Annotated in this window: 18 protein-coding genes and 1 tRNA gene; 14 read left to right on the forward strand and 5 right to left on the reverse strand. The window is 62.9% G+C overall.

The genetic code is table 11. The annotated features are described in order from the left end of the window. Positions 1–3: 3 nt before the first annotated feature. Positions 4–1,749 (reverse strand): tetratricopeptide repeat protein, encoded by a 1,746-nt coding sequence (locus RO069_RS16145; protein ID WP_328188957.1) that lies wholly within the window; start codon positions 1,747–1,749, stop codon positions 4–6. 305 nt (positions 1,750–2,054) lie between these two features. Here RO069_RS16145 and hemA point away from each other — a divergent pair, with 305 nt between their 5' ends. From hemA to RO069_RS16190, 9 genes are all read left to right on the forward strand, one after another. Further along, on the forward strand, positions 2,055–3,347 hold the full coding sequence (gene hemA, locus RO069_RS16150; RefSeq protein ID WP_328188959.1) for a glutamyl-tRNA reductase: 1,293 nt from the start codon (positions 2,055–2,057) through the stop codon (positions 3,345–3,347). Then, positions 3,344–4,429, forward strand: coding sequence for a peptide chain release factor 1 (gene prfA / locus RO069_RS16155; RefSeq protein WP_328188961.1), 1,086 nt, complete (start codon positions 3,344–3,346; stop codon positions 4,427–4,429). Before hemA ends, prfA begins: the two co-directional genes overlap by 4 nt. Further along, positions 4,422–5,264: a peptide chain release factor N(5)-glutamine methyltransferase gene (prmC, locus tag RO069_RS16160; RefSeq protein ID WP_328188962.1), complete on the forward strand. Its 843-nt coding sequence runs from the start codon at positions 4,422–4,424 to the stop codon at positions 5,262–5,264. Before prfA ends, prmC begins: the two co-directional genes overlap by 8 nt. A gap of 253 nt (positions 5,265–5,517) precedes the next feature. Then, complete coding sequence (locus RO069_RS16165; RefSeq protein WP_328188964.1) at positions 5,518–6,261, forward strand: HesA/MoeB/ThiF family protein; 744 nt, start codon at positions 5,518–5,520, stop codon at positions 6,259–6,261. Positions 6,262–6,564: 303 nt separating this feature from the next. Next, the gene (locus RO069_RS16170) at positions 6,565–7,731 is read left to right on the forward strand and encodes an isovaleryl-CoA dehydrogenase (protein ID WP_328188965.1); all 1,167 of its coding nucleotides are present in this window, start codon (positions 6,565–6,567) and stop codon (positions 7,729–7,731) included. Positions 7,732–7,738: 7 nt separating this feature from the next. Beyond that, positions 7,739–9,346 carry a carboxyl transferase domain-containing protein gene (locus tag RO069_RS16175; RefSeq protein ID WP_328188967.1) on the forward strand — a complete coding sequence of 536 codons (1,608 nt, stop codon included), beginning with the start codon at positions 7,739–7,741 and terminating at the stop codon, positions 9,344–9,346. A 9-nt stretch (positions 9,347–9,355) separates the two neighbouring features. Beyond that, complete coding sequence (locus RO069_RS16180) at positions 9,356–10,150, forward strand: enoyl-CoA hydratase-related protein (protein ID WP_328188968.1); 795 nt, start codon at positions 9,356–9,358, stop codon at positions 10,148–10,150. After that, positions 10,147–12,153 carry an ATP-binding protein gene (locus RO069_RS16185; RefSeq protein WP_328188969.1) on the forward strand — a complete coding sequence of 669 codons (2,007 nt, stop codon included), beginning with the start codon at positions 10,147–10,149 and terminating at the stop codon, positions 12,151–12,153. Before RO069_RS16180 ends, RO069_RS16185 begins: the two co-directional genes overlap by 4 nt. 3 nt (positions 12,154–12,156) lie before the next feature. Beyond that, entirely contained in the window at positions 12,157–13,050 is an 894-nt protein-coding gene (locus RO069_RS16190; RefSeq protein WP_328188970.1) for a hydroxymethylglutaryl-CoA lyase, read from the forward strand. Between the two features lie 170 nt (positions 13,051–13,220). Here RO069_RS16190 and RO069_RS16195 read toward each other — a convergent pair whose 3' ends face one another. Further along, a complete protein-coding gene (locus RO069_RS16195; protein ID WP_328188971.1) occupies positions 13,221–14,105 on the reverse strand; it encodes an SDR family oxidoreductase in 885 nt (294 codons plus the stop codon). Between the two features lie 818 nt (positions 14,106–14,923). Here RO069_RS16195 and sodC point away from each other — a divergent pair. Then, positions 14,924–15,472, forward strand: a complete 549-nt coding sequence (gene sodC / locus RO069_RS16200) for a superoxide dismutase [Cu-Zn] SodC (RefSeq protein WP_328188972.1) — start codon at positions 14,924–14,926, stop codon at positions 15,470–15,472. Positions 15,473–15,502: 30 nt separating this feature from the next. Next, positions 15,503–16,117: a superoxide dismutase family protein gene (locus RO069_RS16205; RefSeq protein WP_328188973.1), complete on the forward strand. Its 615-nt coding sequence runs from the start codon at positions 15,503–15,505 to the stop codon at positions 16,115–16,117. Between the two features lie 14 nt (positions 16,118–16,131). Here RO069_RS16205 and RO069_RS16210 read toward each other — a convergent pair whose 3' ends face one another. Next, on the reverse strand, positions 16,132–16,701 hold the full coding sequence (locus tag RO069_RS16210) for an AAA family ATPase (RefSeq protein ID WP_328188974.1): 570 nt from the start codon (positions 16,699–16,701) through the stop codon (positions 16,132–16,134). Then, positions 16,691–17,104, reverse strand: a complete 414-nt coding sequence (locus tag RO069_RS16215) for a TA system antitoxin ParD family protein (RefSeq protein ID WP_328188975.1) — start codon at positions 17,102–17,104, stop codon at positions 16,691–16,693. The genes RO069_RS16210 and RO069_RS16215 overlap by 11 nt, the downstream gene beginning before the upstream one ends. A 355-nt stretch (positions 17,105–17,459) precedes the next feature. Between RO069_RS16215 and RO069_RS16220 the strand changes: the two genes are divergently transcribed. From RO069_RS16220 to RO069_RS16230, 3 genes are read left to right on the forward strand one after another with little or no spacing between them, the layout of a single operon-like run. Continuing rightward, positions 17,460–19,085: an FAD-binding oxidoreductase gene (locus tag RO069_RS16220; protein ID WP_328188976.1), complete on the forward strand. Its 1,626-nt coding sequence runs from the start codon at positions 17,460–17,462 to the stop codon at positions 19,083–19,085. Beyond that, positions 19,082–20,632 carry a glycerol-3-phosphate dehydrogenase/oxidase gene (locus RO069_RS16225; RefSeq protein WP_328188978.1) on the forward strand — a complete coding sequence of 517 codons (1,551 nt, stop codon included), beginning with the start codon at positions 19,082–19,084 and terminating at the stop codon, positions 20,630–20,632. The genes RO069_RS16220 and RO069_RS16225 overlap by 4 nt, the downstream gene beginning before the upstream one ends. Continuing rightward, positions 20,629–22,185, forward strand: coding sequence for an FGGY-family carbohydrate kinase (locus tag RO069_RS16230; RefSeq protein WP_328188979.1), 1,557 nt, complete (start codon positions 20,629–20,631; stop codon positions 22,183–22,185). The genes RO069_RS16225 and RO069_RS16230 overlap by 4 nt, the downstream gene beginning before the upstream one ends. A 69-nt stretch (positions 22,186–22,254) precedes the next feature. On the opposite strand, the gene RO069_RS16235 is transcribed toward RO069_RS16230, so the two are convergent. Next, a tRNA-Cys gene (locus tag RO069_RS16235) sits at positions 22,255–22,328 on the reverse strand. Positions 22,329–22,470: the final 142 nt, after the last annotated feature.

Here is a 22,470-nt window from a genome sequence, read left to right on the forward strand (position 1 = left end):
AGGTCACAGGTCGTCAATGTCCAGTCGGTCGAGGGTTTTCAGCAGCAGCTCGTGGTCCGGGTCGTCGTCCAGGGCCCGTTCCCAGATCACGCGGGCCTGGGCCTGCTGGCCGGTTTGCCAGAGCACTTCACCGTAGTGGGCGGCGATTTCCGGGTCGGGATAGATCTCGTAGGCCCTGCGCAGGTACTCCAGTGCCCCTTCAGTATCTCCCTGGCGGAAGAGCACCCAGCCCATGCTGTCCAGGATGGCGGGGTTTTCCGGTTCCAGGGTGAGCGCCTTCTCTATATAGGTGCGGGCCTCGGACAGGCGTTCGGTATGGACCGTCAGCACATACCCCAGGGCATTCAGGGCGGTGGAGTTGTCCGGGGCCAGTTCCACCATGCTGTTGAGGTCGGCCAGGGCCTGATCGATGTTGTCCAGCTTTTCATGGCTCATGGAGCGGGCATACAGCAGGCTCTGGTTTTCGGGGTGGGCGGCCAGGGCCTCGTTGGCGGCTTCCACAGCCATGGCGTGCCGGTCCAGGGACTGCAGCAGGTTGACCTCCGCGAGCCAGAGGTTGGCGGCGTCATCGGGGTTGGCTTCCCGCACCGAGCGGATCTGTTCCAGGGCGGCGTCCAGGTCGCCGTCCCGGGCCCTCAGTTCCGCCGCCCGGGAGAGGGCCGGAAAATAGTGGGAGCCTTCCGTCACCTGGTCATACAGGGTGATGGCCTTGTCATCGTTACCTTCCTGTTCGGCCACCTGGCCCAGGTAATAGTAGGCCTGGCTGCTGTACTGCCGGCTGCGGGTCAGGCGTTCAAGCTGTTCCCGCGCCAGGTCCAGCTCGCCGTTCTCGATGGCCACCAGGGCCCAGGACAGGCGCAGCCCGGGTTCGTCGGGGAAGCGTTCCGCCAGGCGGGCAAACTCATCCTGGGCGGCGCGCAGCTCGTCTTCGTTCACCAGTATGCGGGCGTACAGGGTGCCAAGCTGACGGTTGTCCGGGTACCGCCGGGAACTGGTTTGCAGGTGCTGCAGGGCCTCACTGGTGCGGCCCAGGTCGTAGAGCACTTCCCCCTGCAATACCAGGGCGGGCTGGAACTCCGGGTCCTGTTCCAGCAGCGGCGCCAGGGTATCCAGGGCGGCTTCGGGGGAGCCGGTCAGGTTCTGGAGCAGGGCATTGCTGTAGCGGATTTCCTCGTTGTCCGGGTGGCGCTCCTGCAATTCATCGAACAGTCGCAGCAGTTCCTGCTGCTGGTCCGCCGGAAGCCGTGGCGCCATGGCGGCCAGACTGTCGAAGTTGGCATCGCCGCCCAGGTTGAGGATCTGCTCCAGTTCGGTGAGGGTGGCTTCCATATCGCCATCCCGCAGGGACTGGATGGCCGCGGCGCGGCGGGCATCCTGGCTGTAGGGGGCGACTTCGACCCAGGTGTTGGTCAGGGCGCGTGTGGCCTCCTGGCTGTTCAGGGACTCGGCAATCAGCAACGCCCGGCGGATAACGCCGGTGTCCCTGGTCTGGCGTGCCGCTTCCACATAGTTGGCCAGGGTGACGTCATACTGGCCCCGCTGGGCGGCAATCTCGCCGGTTAACAGCAGGTAGAGTTCCTCCGGCCGGAAGGAGCCTTCGGCGACGGGTTCCTCCGCAACCGGTTCCGGTTCGGTGACGGTTTCCTGCGGTTCGGCGGGCTCTGCCGGGTCCGGCGTTTCCCGGTCCATGCTGGCACAACCGGTAAAGGCGAGAAGGCTGATGGCGAGATACAGGGCTTTTCTTGGCATGGGGCTTCCTGACGTCTTGGGCATGGACACGCTACCTGTGCCGCTGGTTGGAGAACCTGGGAGTCTACGCGGCAGAAATCGCGCAGACTCCCAGGGGGCTCTCCCGGTCTATGATGGCATAAGCCGTTGTTGTGCCCAAGTCACGGGAGTTGCACCCCGGGTGACGGGATAAGGGGATATACCGTCAGCACTGGGTGGCAGTAGCCCGGTTGCACCGGTAAAATACCGGTATTCATGAGTCTGCACTGGCGCTAGTGTGTTGTTAACGGCACGCTTGTTCCGGCTACGGAGTTTCCGCGTTCACTATGGCATTGATCACACTGGGCATTAATCATCGCACGGCGCCGCTGGAGATCCGCGAGCGGGTCGCCTTTACGCCCGAGCGCATGCCGGAAGCGTTCCGTGAACTGCAACTGGCCACCGGTGCCAGCGAGGCGGCCATCCTGTCCACCTGCAATCGCACCGAGCTGTACCTGGCCGGTGACGACGACTGTGGCCCGGCGGTATTGCGCTGGCTGGCCGGTTTCCACCAGGTGGCGCCGGCGGACCTGGAGAACTCCATCTACATCCATCGCGACAGTGATGCCGTGCGTCATGTCATGCGCGTGGCGGCGGGACTGGATTCCATGGTACTGGGTGAACCCCAGATCCTCGGCCAGTTGAAGGATGCCTATGCCCTGGCCCGGGAGCATGGCGCCAGCGGTTCGTTCCTGTCCCGGCTGTTTGAACATACCTTCTCGGTGGCCAAGCGGGTGCGCACGGAGACCGCCATTGGCGAGAACCCGGTGTCCGTGGCCTACGCCGCCGTCAGCATGGCTCACCATATCTTCTCCGACCTGTCCCGCAACCGGGCGCTGCTGATTGGCGCCGGCAAGACCATCGAACTGGTGGCACGGCATCTGGCGGATGCCGGCGTGAAGGATTTCATCGTGGCTAACCGTACCGTGGAGCGGGCTCAGGCCCTGGCGGAGGCCCACGGTGGCCATGGCATCGTGCTGTCGGAAATCCCGGACCACCTGAAGGATGTGGACATTATCATCTCCTCCACCGCCAGCCCTCTGCCCATCCTCGGCAAGGGGGCCGTGGAGCGGACCCTGAAGAAGCGCAAGCACCGCCCCTTCTTCATGGTTGATATCGCCGTGCCCCGGGATATCGAGCCGGAAGTGGCCAAACTGGATGACGTCTACCTGTATACGGTGGACGACCTGCGCCAGGTGATCGAGGAGAACCTGCGTTCCCGGGAAGGTGCCGCGAAGGAGGCCGAGAACCTGATCATCGCCGGCACTCAGGACTTCCTCAGCCAGATCCGGGCGCTGGATGCGGTCTCCACCCTCAAGCAATACCGCCAGCGGGCCGAAGACCTGCGGGACCAGGAAGTGGCCAAGGCCGTCAAGGCCCTGAACAACGGCAACGACCCGGAAACCGTCCTCCGTGGCCTCGCCCGGGGCCTCACCAACAAGTTACTGCATGAACCCTCGGTTCAGGTGCGCAAGGCATCCGCCGAAGGGCGCCCCGAGGTGGCCGAGTGGCTGCGTGAGCTGCACCAACTGGAAGCCCTGGATCCACGGGACGCCCCCATCACACTGGAAAAACTATGAAAGCATCCATTCAGGCCCGCCTCGAACAGCTGGTTGACCGCTTCGAGGAGGTCAGCGCGTTGCTGAGCGATCAGGGCGTGATTTCCGACCAGAAGCAGTTCCGGGAACTGTCCAAGGAATTCGCTGAAATCGAGCCCGTCGTCCAGTGTTTCCAGGCCTGGCGCCGGACCCTGGACGACCTGGCCACCGCCGAGGAGCTTGCCCGCGAAGGTGATGCGGACATGCGGGAAATGGCGGAAGAGGAAATCGACACCGCCCGCGCCAGGCGCGACGAGCTGGATGAGGAACTGCAGCGCCTGATGCTGCCCAAGGACCCGGACGACGGCAAGAACGTGTTCCTGGAAATCCGCGCCGGCACCGGCGGAGACGAGGCGGCCCTGTTCGCCGGCGACCTGTTCCGCATGTACAGCCGCTACGCCGAGACCCGGAAATGGCAGGTGGAAGTGATCAGTGCCAGTGAGGGTGAGCACGGCGGCTACAAGGAGATCATCAGCCGGGTGACCGGCGATGGCGTCTACGGCGCGCTGAAGTTCGAGTCCGGCGCCCACCGGGTGCAGCGGGTGCCGGAAACCGAGTCCCAGGGCCGCATCCATACCTCCGCCTGCACCGTGGCGGTGATGCCGGAAGCGGACGAAGCCGAGGCCATCGAGATCAACAAGAACGATCTGCGGGTGGACACCTTCCGGGCGTCCGGCGCCGGTGGCCAGCACGTCAACAAGACGGATTCGGCGATCCGCATCACCCATATTCCCACCGGTATTGTGGTGGAGTGCCAGGAAGAGCGCTCGCAGCACAAGAACCGGGCCAAGGCCATGAGCTTCCTGCAGTCCCGCCTGAAGAACATCGAGGCGGAAAAACAGGCCCAGACCCAGGCCGCCACCCGCAAGAGCCTGGTGGGCAGTGGCGACCGCTCCGAGCGCATCCGCACCTACAACTTTCCCCAGGGAAGGGTGACCGATCACCGCATCAACCTGACCCTGTACAAGCTGGATGAAGTGATTACCGGCGACCTGGCCCCGGTGCTGGGCCCCCTGCAACAGGAACACCAGGCCGACCTGCTGGCCAGCCTGTCGGATGAGTGAGCAGCCACTGACCTGCGGGCAGGCGCTGGCCAAGGCGGTCGACCGTATTGGCGGCGAATCACCCCGGCTGGACGCGGAGTTGCTGCTGGCGGAGGTCACCGGCTGGAACCGCAGCCGCTTCCGGGCCTTTCCTGAAGCGGAACTGACCCCCGACCAACAGGCGGGCTTCTGGCAGCGGGTGGAACGGCGAGCTTCCGGCGAGCCGGTGGCCCATATCCTCGGCCACCAGGATTTCTGGACACTCTCCCTGGAAGTCACCCCTGATACGCTGATCCCACGACCGGATACCGAATGCCTGGTAGAAGCGGTCCTGTCCCTGCCCCTGCCCCTGCCGGAGAAGGCTAGGGTGATGGACCTGGGTACCGGCACCGGTGCCATTGCCCTGGCCCTGCAGAGTGAGAAACCGGACTGGCAGGTTATGGCAACCGACTGTGTACCCGAGGCCGTGGCCCTGGCCAGGCGCAACGCCGAGCACTGTGGGCTGCCGGTGTCGGTCGTCCAGAGCTATTGGTTCGAGGGTCTGGAACATCAGCATTTCAACCTGATCATCTCCAACCCGCCTTATATAGAGGAAGGCGATCACCATCTGGGCGAGGGGGATGTCCGGTTCGAGCCGGCTTCCGCCCTTACGTCCGGCCCCGACGGCCTGGATGCGATCCGACACCTGGTCACTGAAAGTCAGCGCTGGCTTACCCCGGGCGGCTGGCTGGTGTTGGAGCACGGCTACAATCAGGGCGAGGCGGTCAGGGCGCTGTTCCGCCAGGCGGGTTACCTCGAGATTGAAACGCGACAGGACTATGGTGGGAATGACCGGCTCACGCTTGGACGCCGGTAAGGTAACCGGTCTCTGTCTATAAGCAAGCCAGACTAGCGCCGAACATTCCCTCTCCCCTTGTGGGGTGAAGGGGGGTTAAAGCGAAGCATCGCTTCGCCCCCCCTGAACGCCCTTGGCCTCTGGGCAAGGGCCGGGGCGCGGAGCGGAGCGGGGCCAGGGTGAGGGGGAAGGCGGTAAACTGCCAACGTGAGTCCTTATCACCAGCCGAGGCAGTTACCAACGGGCAGAATCGCATTGATACAGGACAAGGGTAATGCTGAACGATGACGAACTCCTCCGCTACAGCCGACAACTGCTCCTCCCCCGCTTTGACGTGGAGGGCCAGCTTGCGCTGAAACAGGCAAGGGTCCTGGTGGTGGGTTGCGGCGGCCTGGGCTGTCCGGCAGCCCTCTACCTGGGCGCTGCCGGCGTGGGCAACCTGGTACTGGCGGATGATGACCGGGTGGAACTGGCCAACCTGCAGCGCCAGGTGGCATTCGACCAGTCCGCCATCGACCGGCCCAAGGCCGAGGCCCTGGCGGACCGGGTCCGGGCCATCAATCCGGAGATTTCGGTAACGGCCCACGCCGGGCGGCTGGAGGGTGATGCCCTGGCTGCAATCGTGTCTGATGTGGACCTGGTGCTGGACTGCACCGACAACTTCAATACCCGTTTTGCCCTGAATCGGGCCTGCGTTGCTGCCAGGGTGCCGTTGGTGTCCGGTGCCGCCATCCGGGGCGAGGGTCAGGTGTCGGTTTACGATTCCCGGGATGAGGTTAGTCCCTGCTATCACTGCCTTTACCCGGAGCAGGGCAATGAGGATCTGACCTGTTCGGAGGCGGGGGTGATCGGCCCGTTGGTGGGCATGATCGGCGCCACCCAGGCCATGGAGGCCATCAAGGTGTTATCGGGTAAGGGGCGGCCCCTTGTGGGTCGGTTGCTGATTCTGGATGCCTGGCAGATGGAGTGGCGGGAGATGAAGCTGGCTCGGGATCCTGGGTGTCCGGTGTGCGGTTAAACTGTCAGTAGTCAGTTGTTCCCTAGTAGCACTAGTAGTTGAGTTGTTCTTTAGGGAGCGAATAGCACTAATGTGAGAAGCGCATGGAGGGAGACCGTTTTCCAGGACCGTCGAGCGCCAGGGACGGCGCTCGTCGAGCCCTACATGGACGTACTTGCGTGGCGTGTCCGGAAAAATGATACCGACCCGTTCGCCTGGCACGGAGTTCGCCAACAGAGCGTGTCCCGGAAAATGATACCGAGCTGTAATCCCTGCCCCAGAACTAGAAAATCTAACCCCAGTATCAGAAGAGGCACAACAACAATGAGCCACTACACCACCCTCAACTTCAACCACGGCGAAACCCTCGACACCCTGAGGGACCAGGTCCAACGCTTCGCCCGGGACCAGATCAACCCCATCGCCGACAAAACCGACCGCGACAACCAGTTCCCCAACGACCTCTGGCCTAAAATGGGCGACATGGGCCTGCTCGGCATGACCGTCAGCGAGGAATATGGCGGCAGCGACATGGGCTACCTCGCCCACGTCATCGCCATGGAAGAAATCAGCCGTGCCAGCGCCAGCATCGGCCTCAGCTATGGTGCCCACTCCAACCTCTGCGTCAACCAGATCCACCGCAACGGCACCGAGTCCCAGAAACAGACCTATCTGCCAAAGCTGGTCAGCGGTGAACATATCGGCGCCCTGGCCATGAGCGAACCCAACGCCGGCTCCGACGTCGTCAGCATGAAACTGCGGGCCGACAAAAAGGGCGACCGCTACATCCTCAACGGCAGCAAGATGTGGATCACCAACGGCCCCGATGCCCACACCTACGTCATCTACGCCAGAACCGACCCCCAGGGCGGCCCCCGGGGCATCACCGCCTTTATCGTCGAACGGGACTGGAAAGGCTTCAGCCGGGGCCCGAAGCTGGACAAACTGGGCATGCGCGGTTCCAACACCTGCGAACTGATCTTCGAGGACGTCGAAGTGCCCGAGGAGAACATCCTCGGCCAGGAAGGCGAAGGCGTGAAAGTGCTCATGTCCGGCCTGGACTACGAGCGGGTGGTGCTCTCCGGCGGCCCCACCGGCATCATGCAGGCCTGCCTCGACGTGGTGGTGCCCTACGTGCACGAACGCAAACAGTTCGACCAGCCCATCGGCGAATTCCAACTGATCCAGGGCAAACTGGCCGACATGTACACCGAACTGGCCGCCAGCCGTGCTTATCTCTACGCAGTGGCCCAGGCCTGTGACCGGGGCGAGACCACCCGCAAGGACGCCGCCGGCGCCATCCTGTATACCTCCGAGCGGGCCACCAAAATGGCCCTGGAAGCCATCCAGATCCTCGGCGGCAACGGCTACATCAACGACTACCCCACCGGCCGACTACTGCGGGACGCCAAGCTCTACGAGATCGGCGCCGGCACCCAGGAAGTCCGCCGCATGCTCATCGGTCGGGAACTGTTCCGGGAATCCAACTGAGGTCGCCATGGCAATACTCCACAGCACCATCAACACACAGTCCGAGGAATTCCGCCAGAGGCGGGAGGCCATGGACGCCCTGGTCGCCGACCTGCACACCCGCCTTGAGCGCGTGGCCGAAGGTGGCGGCAAGGCCATCCAGGAACGGCACCTGAGCCGGAACAAGCTGCTGCCCCGGGACCGCATCAACCGCCTGCTGGACCCGGGATCGCCCTTCCTGGAGATCGCTCCCCTGGCTGCTGACAACGTCTACGACGACGATGTGCCCGCCGCCGGCATCATCGCCGGTATCGGCAGGGTCGAGGGCGTGGAATGCCTGATCGTGGCCAACGACTCCACCGTCAAGGGCGGCACCTACTACCCCCTCACGGTGAAGAAACACATCCGCGCCCTCACCATAGCCGAGGAAAACCACCTGCCCTGTATCTACCTGGTGGACTCCGGCGGCGCCAACCTGCCCCAGCAGGATGAAGTGTTCCCGGACGCCGAGCATTTCGGCCATATCTTCTATCGCCAGGCCAACATGTCCGCCAAGGGTATTCCGCAGATTGCCGTGGTCCTGGGACTGTGCACCGCCGGCGGCGCCTATGTGCCGGCCATGGCGGACGAAAGCATCATGGTGAAGGGGCAAAGCTCCATCTTCCTGGCGGGCCCACCCCTGGTGAAGGCTGCCACCGGTGAATCCGTTTCCGCCGAGGAGCTGGGCGGCGCCGACGTGCACTGCAATATCTCCGGCGTTGCCGACCACCTTACCCATACCGAAGAGGAAGCCCTGGAACGGGCCCGGCGCTGTATCGCCAACCTGAACCATGAGCCGAAACACCACCTGACCACGCAGCCGGTGCGGGATCCTCTCTATCCCACAGAGGAACTCCACGGCGTGGTGCCGGCGGACCTGCGCACCCCCTACGACGTCCATGACGTCATCGCCCGGCTGGTGGACGGTTCCGAGTTCGACGAGTTCAAGGCCGGCTACGGCGCCACCCTGGTTTGCGGTTTTGCCCACCTGTATGGCCATCCGGTGGGCATTGTTGCCAACAACGGCATCCTGTTCTCCGAATCGGCCCTCAAGGGCGCGCATTTCATCGAATTATGCAGTCAGCGTGGCATCCCGCTGATTTTCCTGCAGAACATCACCGGCTTCATGGTGGGCAAGCAGGCCGAGCATGGCGGCATTGCCAAGAACGGCGCCAAGATGGTCACCGCCGTGGCCTGTGCCCGGGTGCCGAAGTTCACGGTTATCATTGGCGGCAGCTTCGGCGCCGGTAACTACGGCATGTGTGGCCGTGCCTACAACCCGAGGTTCCTGTGGATGTGGCCCAACGCCCGCATCGCCGTGATGGGCGGTGAGCAGGCCGCCGGCGTGCTGGCCGACGTCAAACGGGCCGGCCTCGAACGCAAGGGCCAGAGCTGGAGCGATGAGGAGGAGCAGGCCTTCAAGCAACCGGTCATCGACCAGTTCGAGGCGCAATCCAGCCCTTACTATGCCTCTGCCCGCCTGTGGGACGACGGCGTGATCGATCCCGCCGATACCCGCCAGGTGCTGGGCCTTGCCCTGACCGCCTCCCTCAACGCTCCCGCCGAAGACACCCGCTTCGGCGTGTTCCGGATGTAAGGAGATCCCATGACCGAATCCGCTGTTACCAGCCATACCGATCAACGGGGCGTTACCCGTATCACCCTGAACCGTCCGGCCAAGCGCAATGCCTTTGATGATCGCATTATCACCGAACTGACCGACGCCATCCGTGCCGCCGGCGACAATCCCGACTGCCGGGTGGTGGTACTGGCCGGGGAAGGCAAGCATTTCTCCGCCGGTGCCGATCTCAACTATATGAAACGGACCGCCGAACTGAGCCAGCAGGAGAACATCGACGACGCCCGGCGCCTGGCAGGCCTGATGCAGACTCTGGACCGCCTGGACCGCCCCACCCTGTGCCTGGTCCAGGGGGCGGCCTATGGCGGTGCCCTGGGGCTGATCTGCGCCTCGGATATCGCCATCGGCACCGAGTCCAGCCGCTTTTGCCTCAGCGAGGCCCGCCTCGGCATCACCCCCGCCGCCATCGGCCCCTACGTGGTGCGTACCCTGGGCCAGCGTCATGCCCGGCGGTATTTCCAGACGGCGGAGGTGATCGAGTCCGACCGGGCCCTGGCCCTGGGCCTGATCCATGAACGGGTACCCGATGACCAACTGGAGGCACGGGCGGAAGACCTGATCACCGCCCTGCTCCGCAACGGGCCCGTGGCCATGGCCGCCGGCAAGGAACTGGTGACACAGGTGTCCGGCGGTCCTGTCTCCGACGACACGATTCAGTACACCGCTGAACTGATCGCCCGGCTGCGCACCGGCGATGAGGGGCAGGAAGGCCTGGCGGCTTTCTTCGACAAACGTACTCCGGACTGGGCGGTAACCTCATGACACACCCCATCACGACACTGCTGGTGGCCAACCGGGGAGAGATCGCCCGACGCATCTTCCGGACCGCGGAAGCCATGGGCCTGTCCACCGTAGCGGTCTATTCCGACGCGGACGCGGGGGCGCCCTTTGCCAACGACGCGGACATCGCCCTCCCCATCGGGCCGGCGGAAGCCACCCGGAGTTACCTGGACATTGACCGCATCATCACCGCCGCCCGCACCAGCGGAGCGGATGCCATCCACCCGGGCTACGGCTTCCTGTCGGAGAACACCGACCTGGCCGCCGCCTGTGAACGCGCCAACCTCCGGTTTATCGGACCGCCCGCCGAAGCCATTGCCGCCATGGGCTCCAAGAGTGCGGCCAAGGCCCTGATGGCGGACGCCAACGTGCCCCTGGTGCCAGGCTATCATGGAGACGATCAAAGCCTCGCCGTATTCGAGGAGGAAGCCAAACGCATCGGCTTTCCGCTGCTGATCAAGGCCAGCGCCGGCGGTGGCGGCAAGGGTATGCGCATCGTCAGGGATGCCAGCGAATTGCGCTCCCAGGTGGAAACCGCCCAGCGGGAGGCCCAGGCTTCCTTTGGTGACCCCCGGCTACTGCTGGAGCGCTACCTGGAAACCCCGCGCCATGTGGAGGTCCAGGTACTGTTCGACCAGCATGGCAAGGGCCTCTACCTGTTCGACCGGGACTGCTCGGTACAGCGACGGCACCAGAAGATTATCGAGGAGGCCCCCGCACCGGGACTCCCCGAAGACGTCCGCCAGGCCATGGGCGAAGCCGCCGTGCGCTGTGGCGAGGCCATCGGCTACATCGGCGCCGGCACGGTGGAATTCCTCTATGAGCCGGAAAGCCACGAGTTCTTCTTCATGGAAATGAACACCCGCCTGCAGGTGGAGCACCCGGTCACCGAGATGGTGACGGGGCTGGACCTGGTGGAATGGCAGATCCGCATCGCCAACGGCAACCCCCTTCCCTGGGCCCAGAAAGATCTCACCTGCACCGGCCACGCCATGGAAGCCCGCATCTACGCGGAAGATCCGGACAACGATTTCCTGCCCCAGACCGGGGTACTCCATACCCTCAGGGAACCCGTGGAGACGGACTGTGTGAGGGTTGATTCCGGCGTTGCTGAAGGGCAGGCCATTACTCCCTGGTACGACCCCATGCTGGCCAAGGTCATCGCCCGGGGGGACACCCGGGAGGAAGCCCGCCTCAACCTGATCCAGGCCCTCAACCGATACCATGTGGACGGCGTGGTGCTGAATACGGAATACGTCAGTCGCGTGCTGCGGCATGACGCCTTCGCCCGGGGAGAACTCACCACCCGCTTCGTGCAAGTCCACCAGGAGGCACTGGCCAGCCCCCTGTTCTCTCCATGGGCCCGGAGCCACCTCAGCCTGATGGCGTGGCTGGACAGCGTCGGGGCGCTGACGGAGACCGACGACCGGGATATCTGGCACAACCTGAAAGGCTTCCGGCTGTCCGGCACCAGCGGTCAGCCGTTCGAACTGGACCTGGAGGGCGATCGCCTTCACGGCCACTACCGGATCGACAACGGGCAGGGTTCCCGTGGTTGTGTGTGGGTGACCTTCAACGGTGAGGAAGCCCAGGTCCGTTGGTCGCGGCTGGACGATGGCACCCTGGATGTCCGCCTGTCCGGCCGCCGCGTCAGGCTGGATACCGCTTCCCGGGGCGACGGACTGGCGGTGTTCGCCGACGCCGCCACCTGGCATGCCCGGGTCAACCATCCGGAGGTGGTCGAAGGTACGGCAGCCGCCGAAACCGAGCTGACGGCCCCCATGCATGGCAGGGTGACGGCGGTATTGTGCGAACCCGGGGATGCGGTGAAGGCCGGACAGCCCCTGCTCACCATGGAAGCCATGAAGATGGAACACACCCTGAAGGCGGGTTTTGATGGCACCGTGGAGGCCATTCACTGTCAAACTGGTAGTAGTGTGGAAGCCGCACAGGTGCTGGTGACCCTGGCAAAGGCAGAGGAGTGAACCATGGGCGATGATCGGGTAACCCTGGTGGAAGTGGGCCTGCGGGATGGCCTGCAGAATGAGAAGACGCCGGTCTCTCCGGGCCAGCGGGCCGAGTGGTTCAACGCCTTGGTGGCCGCCGGCCACCACCGGATCGAGGCCGGCAGCTTCGTGTCCCCCAAGTGGGTGCCGCAGATGGCGGGGACGGACGAGGTGATGTCACTGATCCGCAAGCCGGATCATGTCACCGCCGAGGTGCTGGTGCCCAACCTGAAGGGGCTGGAAGCGGCCCTGAAGACCTCGGCGGAGGTGGTGGCGGTATTCACCGCGGCCTCCGAGAGTTTCAACCGGAAGAACATCAACTGCTCCATCGATGAAAGCATCGAGCGGTTCCGGTCGGTGGTGGAAGGCGCCAGGGCGGCGGGCCGGCGGGTTCGCGGTTACGTGTCCTGCGTGGTGGGCTGCCCCTATGAGGGGCCCATCGCCCCGTCCCAGGTGGCCCATGTAACCCAGCGTCTGCTGGCCCTGGGCGTGGACGAGATTTCCCTGGGCGACACCATCGGCGTCGCCCGCCCCCGGGAGATCCATGCCCTGCTGGATGCGGTGATCCCGGATACCGGCACCGAGGGCCTGGCCCTGCACTGCCACGACACCTACGGCCAGGCCATCGCCAACATTACCGCCGGGTTGGAGCGGGGCATCCGGATCTTCGATTCCGCCGTGGCCGGCCTGGGCGGTTGCCCCTATGCCAAGGGGGCTACGGGGAATGTGGCGACGGAGGATGTGCTCTATCTGCTGAAGGGCGAGGGGTTTACCACCGGCGTGGACCTGAAGGCCATCGCCAGTCTTGGTGCCTCGATCTGTGAGGCGCTGGCCAGGGAAAACCCGTCCAGGACGGGGAAAGCTCTTACAGCCTGAACTGAAACGTCCCCTTGCCAACATGCTTGCGCGGCGAACATTTGCTGAAACGGTACGACCGGGATGGGGGCGATATGATCTCCTGGGAGGAGATGGACCAGCCTCCCAGGTCTGACACTACCCAATAAAAACCCTTGGGGAGCGGCCAATGGCCCTCCCCTGACGGTTCGTTAAAGCTGCTTTTCCCCACCCGTAATACCGTAGACCTCCCCGGTTATGAAGCTCGCTGCCGGCGATGCCAGAAACACGTACAGGGGCGCCACTTCAGCCGGTTGTGCCGGCCGCCCAAACAGGGTTCCTGCGCCGAACTGCTCCACCTTGTCTGCCGGGAAGGTCGACGGTATCAACGGCGTCCAGACCGGCCCGGGCGCAACGCCATTGACCCGGACCCCTCTGGAAATGGCTTCTTCCGCCAATGACAGGGTGAGATTGGCAATGGCAGCCTTGGTGGCGGCATAGGGCGCCAGGTGCACGCTGGGCTTGAATGCCTGAATCGACGTTGTATTGATGATGCTGCCACCTGGAGGCAGATGTTCCAGTGCAGCCTGGGAAAAGTGGAACAGGCCCTCGACATTGGTTTCAAATGCCCTGGCGAATTCGTCTGCGGATATTATCCCTAACTTCTCATAGGTTTTCTGGAACGCCGCGTTATTCACCAACAGGTCCAGACCGCCCAATTCCATCACACAACGGCTGACGGCATCCTGACAGCTCTTCTGGTCTTTCTGATCCATTTTAAGGGCGAGCGCTTTTTGCCCCGCCTCCTGAATCAATCGTTTCGTTTCTACCGCGTCGTCGTCCTCACAGAGATAGGTAAAACAGACATCAGCCCCTTCACGGGCGAAGGCAAGAGCGACAGCCCTCCCGATACCGCTGTCGCCACCAGTGATAAGGGCTTTCAGGCCGCGTAACTGATCAACGCCCCGGTAACTGTGCTCGCCATGGTCCGCCTTTGGAACCATGTCAGTCTCCGTGCCGGGCATGGACTGGCCCTGCTGGGGATAGGACGGGCGTTCGTGAAGGTATCGGGGATCCTCAATGTTTACTTTATCCATCGTCGTGTCTCCTGCGGATGTGTCGGGAGGTCCAGCATAGAGCACCGTTCGGATTGCATGTTCGGGAACGGCACGCAGGCATCGGGCCCGACGCCAGAAATCACAGTATATAAACGATGCAAAGCCTATCAACAATGAATTATATATCCCAATTTTCGGATTTTATTATTTATTATACCGTCTTAATAAAGATCCAAAAAACAACGTTACGCGGTCCTGTCTGGACTCATTTTTACGCTTCCCAACGTTAATTATAAGTTATGCGTATACTGTCTATGCATGAATTAGTACTTGTATGAACCGAATCTCGAACAGCTTTATTGTTACCTAAAAAGCAAGACTTACACGATCATCGGTAAACTTTTCCCATTAAACCGACGGATACCGGCATTCGATCTGTTTGCACTCATTCCCAGGCAACCTACATCGGAAACAGATGTCTTTAACTCACTGTTCTGAAAAGGTTAGCATTTAATATTGTATATATTTACGAAGCTTTAACGATCGGTTAGTTGGTGTGTTATTCGCATTCTTGCCTCGTAGTCCCGCTATCAGGGGACCAGGATCAATCGCCTATTCAATTCCACTGCCGCTGACTGTTATGAATTCAAAAGACATCACGAAACCCAAGGCTATCCTGGTTACCCCTTCCACCAGCACCAGGGGAGCCCCAGGAAAGATGGAGCATGGTCAGGTCGGCTTCCCCCCCCCGTGGGTGAGAGTGATCGTCTGCAGGGTACGCACAGCAGGAAAGAGCCACCAATTCCAGACACCTATATTGAGCAGAGTATTGGCATTACTGTACGAAGGAGCGATCTATGAGTGTTTTTCGTATCAACCTGACCGGTGCCGCCGTATCTGTCGCATTGATGGCGGCACCAGTGAGTCATGCCGATGAAACCATTGAAGTGGATATGTACAAGGCCACTACGGAAGGTCGTAGTGAAGCTATTGGAACGGTGACCCTTGAAGAGCACCGTTACGGTACCCTGATAAAGCCGTCACTCGAAGGACTCAGTCCGGGCCTGCACGGCTTCCACCTCCACGAGAACCCAAGCTGTGAACCCGCCATGAAAGATGGCAAACAGACACCAGCCGCTTCCGCCGGAGGGCATGTCGACCCTGAAGATACCAATGCGCACCGAGGCCCCTACGATCCGGATGGCCACCTGGGCGATCTGCCTGCCCTGGTCGCCTCCCGGAACGGTGAAGCCATCCTGGCTAACCTTGCGCCCAGGCTCACCCTGGATGATATGCAGGGTCATGCCCTGGTCATTCATGAGGGGGGAGACAACTACTCCGATGATCCCAGGCCGTTAGGTGGCGGTGGGGCCCGTGTTGCCTGCGGTGTGATTTCGGGAGACTAACCCAGACCCAGGGGAACACGGAGGAATTCCATGAGTAAGCAAAGGTTACAACGAGGTCTGATTGCAATCGCGCTCTGCGCATTGATCTATCCGTGGGCGCAAGCTGTAGCCCATGAACGAACGACCGATCGTGAGACGGACAGTCGGGTGACGGACGCAGGCCTGCCGCCGGAAAGCATCGAAATGACCCGTGTCAGCTCAACGACGGGGGATAGCATCGGAACAATCAGGGTCACGCAACTTGCGGAAGGGTTGCTGTTCGAACCAGCGTTAGAAGAGCTCAGCCCCGGCCTTCATGGCTTCCACGTCCATGAGGGGGACCAATGTGCCCCTACCCGCGAACGGGACAATGACAGTGCAGCTCCGTCCGTTGAACCCGCGGGAGAAGCCGGCACGCATTGGGATCCGGGACTGAAGGGAAACCACGAAGGTCCCTGGGGAATGGGTCATCTGGGCGATCTGCCGAACCTCTATGTGGACCCGGATGGCGTTGCGACCTTACCGGTTTACGCCCCCCGGCTGACGCTGAGGGATATCAGCGAACGGGCACTGGTGGTGCATGCCAACCGGGATAACTACACGGATGATCCTGATGGTATGGGCGGCAGCGGCAACACCGTGGCGTGCGGCGTTCTGAAACAGTAACGCTTCCTGTGACGTCATCCCATAATCTGCGATGCCCACTTGGGGACTTTCGGGACAAACACCTCCCAGACCCCATCCTTCCAGGAGGCCACCCGGACATAGGGCTTGACGGTGCTTGAGTTGTCCACCAGGTGAAGCTCGTCGGCCAGTCCCACGGAATCGCGGATATTGGCAAAGGTCCGGGGCACCCGGCTGTTGACCTTGTCCTCCGGCACGGCATGGCCGCCGGCGCTCACGCGGGACGCAACCCGCGCGTTGTGCAGGCCGGTGTCTCCCAGGTGGAAATAGAAGATATGGATGCGGAAACCCGCCGCCTTGGCGTTGGCGATGAAATCGAGTTTCGAGGGATGGGAATAGACCGTTTCGAAACAGAAGGTCTGCCCTTCCTCCAGCAGGCGGAAGCGTTCCTTCTCCGCGACCAGGGCGGCCTCGTAGCTATGGGCTTCCGGCTCGGTGGGCCAGAGCGTCCTTGCTATGTTGTCCGCGTTGATAAGAGGGATGTTCCGGCGCTTCAAGAAACGCTCGTAGAAAGTTGATTTTCCAGCGCCATTACCCCCGGCAAGAAGCCAGAGTTCAGGCTGCATGGCCCTGGCCGTTCAGGGGCTCGAAACGACCGTTGCGGAACTGTCCGGTAATCTTCTGGCCGTCCGGATAGATGGCTTCCAGGTATCCCGGATGACGGTCGGACGCCTGATAGACAATCCGGTCGCGGGTGATATGGCGGGACAGCTCACCGGATGCCCGGTCAGCCTCCACATCGGCCCAGATATCATCACTGGTCACCGACTCCGGCAACACCGGCTCCACCTTCACCTTGCGAATCCCCTGGCTGATGGCAATCAGATCCTCGGCACTCACCTCCCCGGCAATGGCCCGCCCGATCTCGGCCCAGAATTCAATCTGCTTGGGCGTGGACCGACGCTGAACCTGGGCTTCCGCAGCCGCCTGGCGAACCAGGGTGTCTTCAAGTCTTACCGGCGTAGTCATGGTACCTCCACGGTATGGTCGACGGTTTGTTTCAGATTACCACGTTTGTAGCAACTTGCAACAACCCCTGTCCACAAGAACTTTATAATGGTGGAACCAAGTACTTTAATATTCAGTAAATTACTGCGAAGATCGATAAAAAATCAGGCACCTTTGCTGCTTGAAGGATCTGGTTGGGGATGCTTTTCCCGGACCGTCGAGCTCTATGACCGCCATGGAAGGCGGGAATGCCGATTTTGCAGGAGCAAAAATCGGCCATGGACGTACTCGCCGGGCGTGTCCGAAAAAAATATACCAGAGCGCTCCTCTGGCACGGACTATAAAAAATCCTAATTCAGAACAAGAGAGCAACCCGATGCGCAGATGGAACGGCTGGGGTGACGACAGTATCCAGCCACAACTCCCCAAACACGGCCTAACCTTCCTCCAGGACCGCATCGGCACAGCCAACCGCCTGCCCGAGGCCCTCCTCGAAGACGTCATCACAAAAGTACCGCCCTCACGACTCCCCGATCACCCCCTGATCTCCAAAGACCCGGAAACCCGCATCCGCCATGCCCGGGGCCAGAGCCTGCCCGACTGGCTGGCCCTGCGCAGCGGCCATATCCACACCTACCCCGACGGCGTTGCCCGACCGGGAGACACGACCCAGGTCCGGGAACTGCTGACATTCGCCGTGGATCAGGGCTTCCACGTCATCCCCTACGGCGGCGGTACCAGCGTTGCCGGCCATATCAACCCGATGGCCGGTGACACCCCCGTGCTGACCGTCAGCCTGGCACGGATGAACCGCCTACTGGACCTGGACACCGAAAGCCAGATCGCCACCTTCGGCGCCGGCACCCCGGGCCCACTGGTGGAATCCCAGCTCCGGGCGCATGGTTATACCCTGGGACATTTCCCCCAGTCCTTCGAGCTGTCCACCCTCGGCGGCTGGATCGCCAGCCGCTCCAGCGGCCAGCAATCCCTTCGCTACGGTCGTATCGAACAGCTCTTTGCCGGCGGCACGGTGGAAACCCTGCGCGGTACCCTGGAAATACCCACCCTGCCCGCCTCCTCCGCCGGGCCGGATATCCGCGAGATGGTCCTGGGCTCCGAGGGACGCCTAGGCATCATCACCGAGACCAGGGTCCGGGTAACCCCGCTGCCGGAGCGTGAATCCTTCCACGTTATGTTCTTTCCGAACTGGCGCCTGGCCCGGGAAGCGGCCCGGCGCATGGTCCAGGCAAGGCTGCCCCTGTCCATGCTGCGCCTGAGCAATGAAGCGGAAACGGAGACCCAGCTCGCCCTCGCCGGCCACCCCTTCCAGATTGGCCTGCTGGCACGTTATCTGAAGCTCCGCGGCGCCGGATCCGACAAGTGCATGATGACCTTCGGAATCACCGGCAGTCGCCGGCAATGCCGGTTTGCCCTGGAAGAGGTAAGGCGTTTCTGCAAATCCTTCCGTGGTATCTACATGGGCACCGGCATGGGGCGGAAATGGGCCGAGAAACGCTTTGCCATGCCCTACCTCCGGGAGAACCTGTGGCAACAGGGCTATGCCGTGGATACCCTGGAAACCGCCACTGACTGGGACAACGTGGATACCCTGATGACCCTGGTGGAAGACAACCTGCGGCAGGGCCTGGTGGAAGAGAACCAACCGGTCCATGTCTTCAGCCACCTTTCCCACGTCTATCCCCAGGGCAGCAGCATCTATACCACCTATGTCTTTCCGGTGGCTGACAACTACGGCAACACCCGGGCCCGCTGGCGACACCTGAAGGACACCACCTCCGCACTGATCGTCAACAACCGGGGCACCATCTCCCACCAGCATGGGGTCGGCAAGGACCATGCCCCCTGGCTGCCGGTGGAGAAAGGCGAGCTGGGCATCGCGGCGCTGCGGGGCCTGATCCATACCTTCGACCCGGAAGGTCACCTGAATCCCGGCACCCTCCTCCGTGAGGACATCGATACCGACGAGCGGTCCGGGTCATGAGCCTGGCCGATCTCGCCCCCCACTATGACGTTATCGTGATTGGTGGCGGCATTACCGGCGTCGGCGTGGCCCGGGAGGCGGCCGCCGCCGGACTCGATACACTGCTGGTGGAACAGCGGGACTACGCCTGGGGCACCTCCAGCCGATCCTCCAAGATGGTCCACGGCGGATTGCGCTATCTCGCCGGAGGCCACCTGGGGCTAACCCGTAATGCCGTGCGGGAACGTCAGCGGCTGCTGGCCCAGGTACCGGGGCTGGTGGACCCGATGCGCTATGTGATGCCCCACTACCGCAAGGGCTTCCCGGGTCCCCGGCTGTTCCGGAACGTGCTGTGGCTGTATGACCTGCTGGCCGGTGAGCGCCAGCGTCAGCGAATCGACCCCATCGAAATACACCAGTGGCTGCCGGGCCTGGCGACTGACGGCCTGAAGGCGGCCTCCGCGTTCAGCGACGCCGTCACCGACGATGCGAGACTGGTCCTGCGGGTGCTGGAGGAGGCCCGGGCCCTGGGCGCCATCACCCGCAACTACACCCGGGCCACCCGCGTGGAGAAACCCGACGAAGCCCCCTGGACCGTCACCGTTGCCAATAACGCCGGTGAAAGCACCCTGTCCGCCTCCCTGGTGGTCAACGCCACCGGGGCCTGGGCGGAAGGTCTCTGGCGTGAGGACCACGGCAGGGAGCATATCCGCCCGCTGCGGGGCAGTCACCTGCTGGTCCCCTTCGAGCGGCTGCCGGTTCCGGTCTCACTGACCCTGCCGCACCCGGACGACAGACGCCCCGTGTTCATTTTCCCATGGCTTGGCCAAACCGTAATCGGCACCACGGACCTGGACCACGATGACGACCTGGCGCTGGAGCCCCGCACCACCCAGGCAGAGATCACCTACCTCTTCAGGGCCATCGAGCGGGCCTTTCCCGGAGCCGGCATCACCCGGGACGACATCCTGTCCACCTGGGCCGGCGTTCGTCCGGTGGTCACCCGGAACAACCGGCAATCCCCCTCCGCCGAGAGCCGCGAGCATGTGATCTGGGACGAAGGCGGGCTTATTTCCGTGGCCGGCGGCAAGCTCACCACCTTCCGCAACATCGCCCGGGACGTACTGCTGATCGGGTCGCCCAGGTTCAGGGAACTGGTCCTGCAGGAAGAGGACGAGCCGATTTTCCGGCCCCCTTCGCCCATGGAGCGGCCCTGGTCGATTCCGCACCTCACCTGGCGCCGGTTACGGGGCCACTATGGTCCTTCGCTTGGGGAGGTGCTGGCGGCGGGCCCCCTGGAAGCGGTTCCCGGCACCGGCTATCTGTGGGCGGAACTGCACTGGAGCGCACGGCAGGAGTCCGTGGTGCATCTGGACGACCTGTTACTGAGGCGCACACGGCTGGGCCTAATCCTGCCGGACGGCGCCCGGGCCCTGCTGCCGGCCCTTCGCCAGCGACTATCCGCCGACCTGGGCTGGTCCGATGATGACTGGCAGGCGGAAATCGAGCGCTACCTGCACCTGTGGCGAACGGCGTATTACCTGCCAGACGAGGGGGAAGCGGTATGAGTCAGCCCCTGATCCTGGCCATCGACCAGGGGACCCAGAGCGTCAGGGCGCTCCTGTTCGATGCCACCGGAGCGCTGGTGGGGCGGGGCTACCAGCCCATCGAGCCCTACTTTTCCGACCGCCCCGGCTGGGCGGAACAGCAGCCGGCGTACTTCTGGGACAACCTCGGACAGGCCTGCCAGGCGCTCTGGGAAAACACCGGGGCCACACCCGACCAGGTGGTTGGCGTTACCGTCACCACCCAGCGCGGGACCGTGGTGACACTGGATGATCAGGGTCAGCCACTGCGTCCCGCCATCCTCTGGCTCGACCAGCGCCACGCCACCATCGACGGCCCGCTGCCCGGCCCCTGGGGCTGGCTGTTCCGGGCCACGGGGCTTGAAGACACCATTGACCAGTTCCGCCGCAACGCCCAGGCCAACTGGTTGAGCCAGCATGAGCCGGATACCTGGCAGCAGACGCGGCACTACCTGCTGTTGTCCGGCTACCTGAGCTATCGCCTTACTGGCCGGTTCCGGGACTCAACGGCAGCCCAGGTCGGCTATCTCCCCTTCGACTTCCGCCGCCATCAGTGGGCCGGACAACGGAACTTCAAGTGGCAGTTGATGCCGGTGCGAAAAGAGCAGCTACCGGACCTGGTCCGCCCGGGGGAGTCCCTGGGTCAACTAACCTCGGAGGCCGCCAGTCACCTCGGGCTGGCGCCGGGGCTGCCGGTGATCGCCGCCGCATCGGACAAGGCCTGCGAGGTGCTGGGCAGCGGTGGCGTGACGCCGGATACCGCCTGCCTGAGCTACGGCACCACCGCCACCATCAACGTCAGCAATCCACGCTATGTGGAGCCGGTGCGTCTGATGCCACCCTACCCCTCGGCCATTCCCGGACACTACTCCACCGAGGTCATGATCTACCGGGGCTACTGGATGGTGAGCTGGTTCAAGCGGGAATTCGGCCTGCGGGAGCAACGCATTGCGGAGCAGAGTGGCATCGAGCCGGAAGCCCTGTTCGATGAACTGGTGAACAGTGTGCCGCCGGGCTCCATGGGCCTGATGCTGCAGCCCTACTGGTCCCCGGGCGTCCGTCATCCGGGCCCCGAGGCCAAGGGCGCCATGATTGGCTTCGGTGATGTGCACACCCGCGCCCATATCTATCGGGCCATCCTGGAAGGGCTGGCCTACGCCCTGCGGGAGGGAAAGGAACGCATCGAGCGACGTAGCGGTACACGGATAACGACCCTGAGGGTCGCCGGTGGTGGTTCTCGCAGCAACGCGGCCATGCAGTTGACGGCGAATATCTTCGGCATGCCCGCCGAACGCCCAATCACCCGAGAGGCTTCAGGGCTGGGTGCAGCCATGGTGGCGGCTGCCGGGCTGGGACTGTATCCATCGGTGGAAGCCGCTGCCAGCCAGATGACCGGTCCAGCGGAGGTGTTCAAGCCGGATTCACAGGCCCGTGGACTCTATGAACAGCTATACCGTGATGTCTATCTCCGCATGTACCGGCAACTGGCACCGCTATACCGGGATATCCGCAGGATTACTGGCTATCCCGGATAGGGAGCTGTGGAGAGAAAAACGCCGGTGAACACGGAATCCCTCAAAGCGCTGGATTTGAAAGGAAAATAATGGAGGCGCGGGTCGGAATCGAACCGGCGTACACGGAGTTGCAGTCCGCTGCATAACCACTCTGCCACCGCGCCGGGAAAGCCGTTTAAAAGGCTTTTGCTCTCAGGTGGGCATTGAGAGACTTGGATTGTGACTTCCAACCGGCGGTACCGGAGAGAAATTGGAGCGGGAAACGAGATTCGAACTCGCGACCCCAACCTTGGCAAGGTTGTGCTC

Origin of the sequence: Marinobacter sp. OP 3.4, from assembly GCF_036224885.1 — a bacterium.
GTDB lineage: Bacteria > Pseudomonadota > Gammaproteobacteria > Pseudomonadales > Oleiphilaceae > Marinobacter.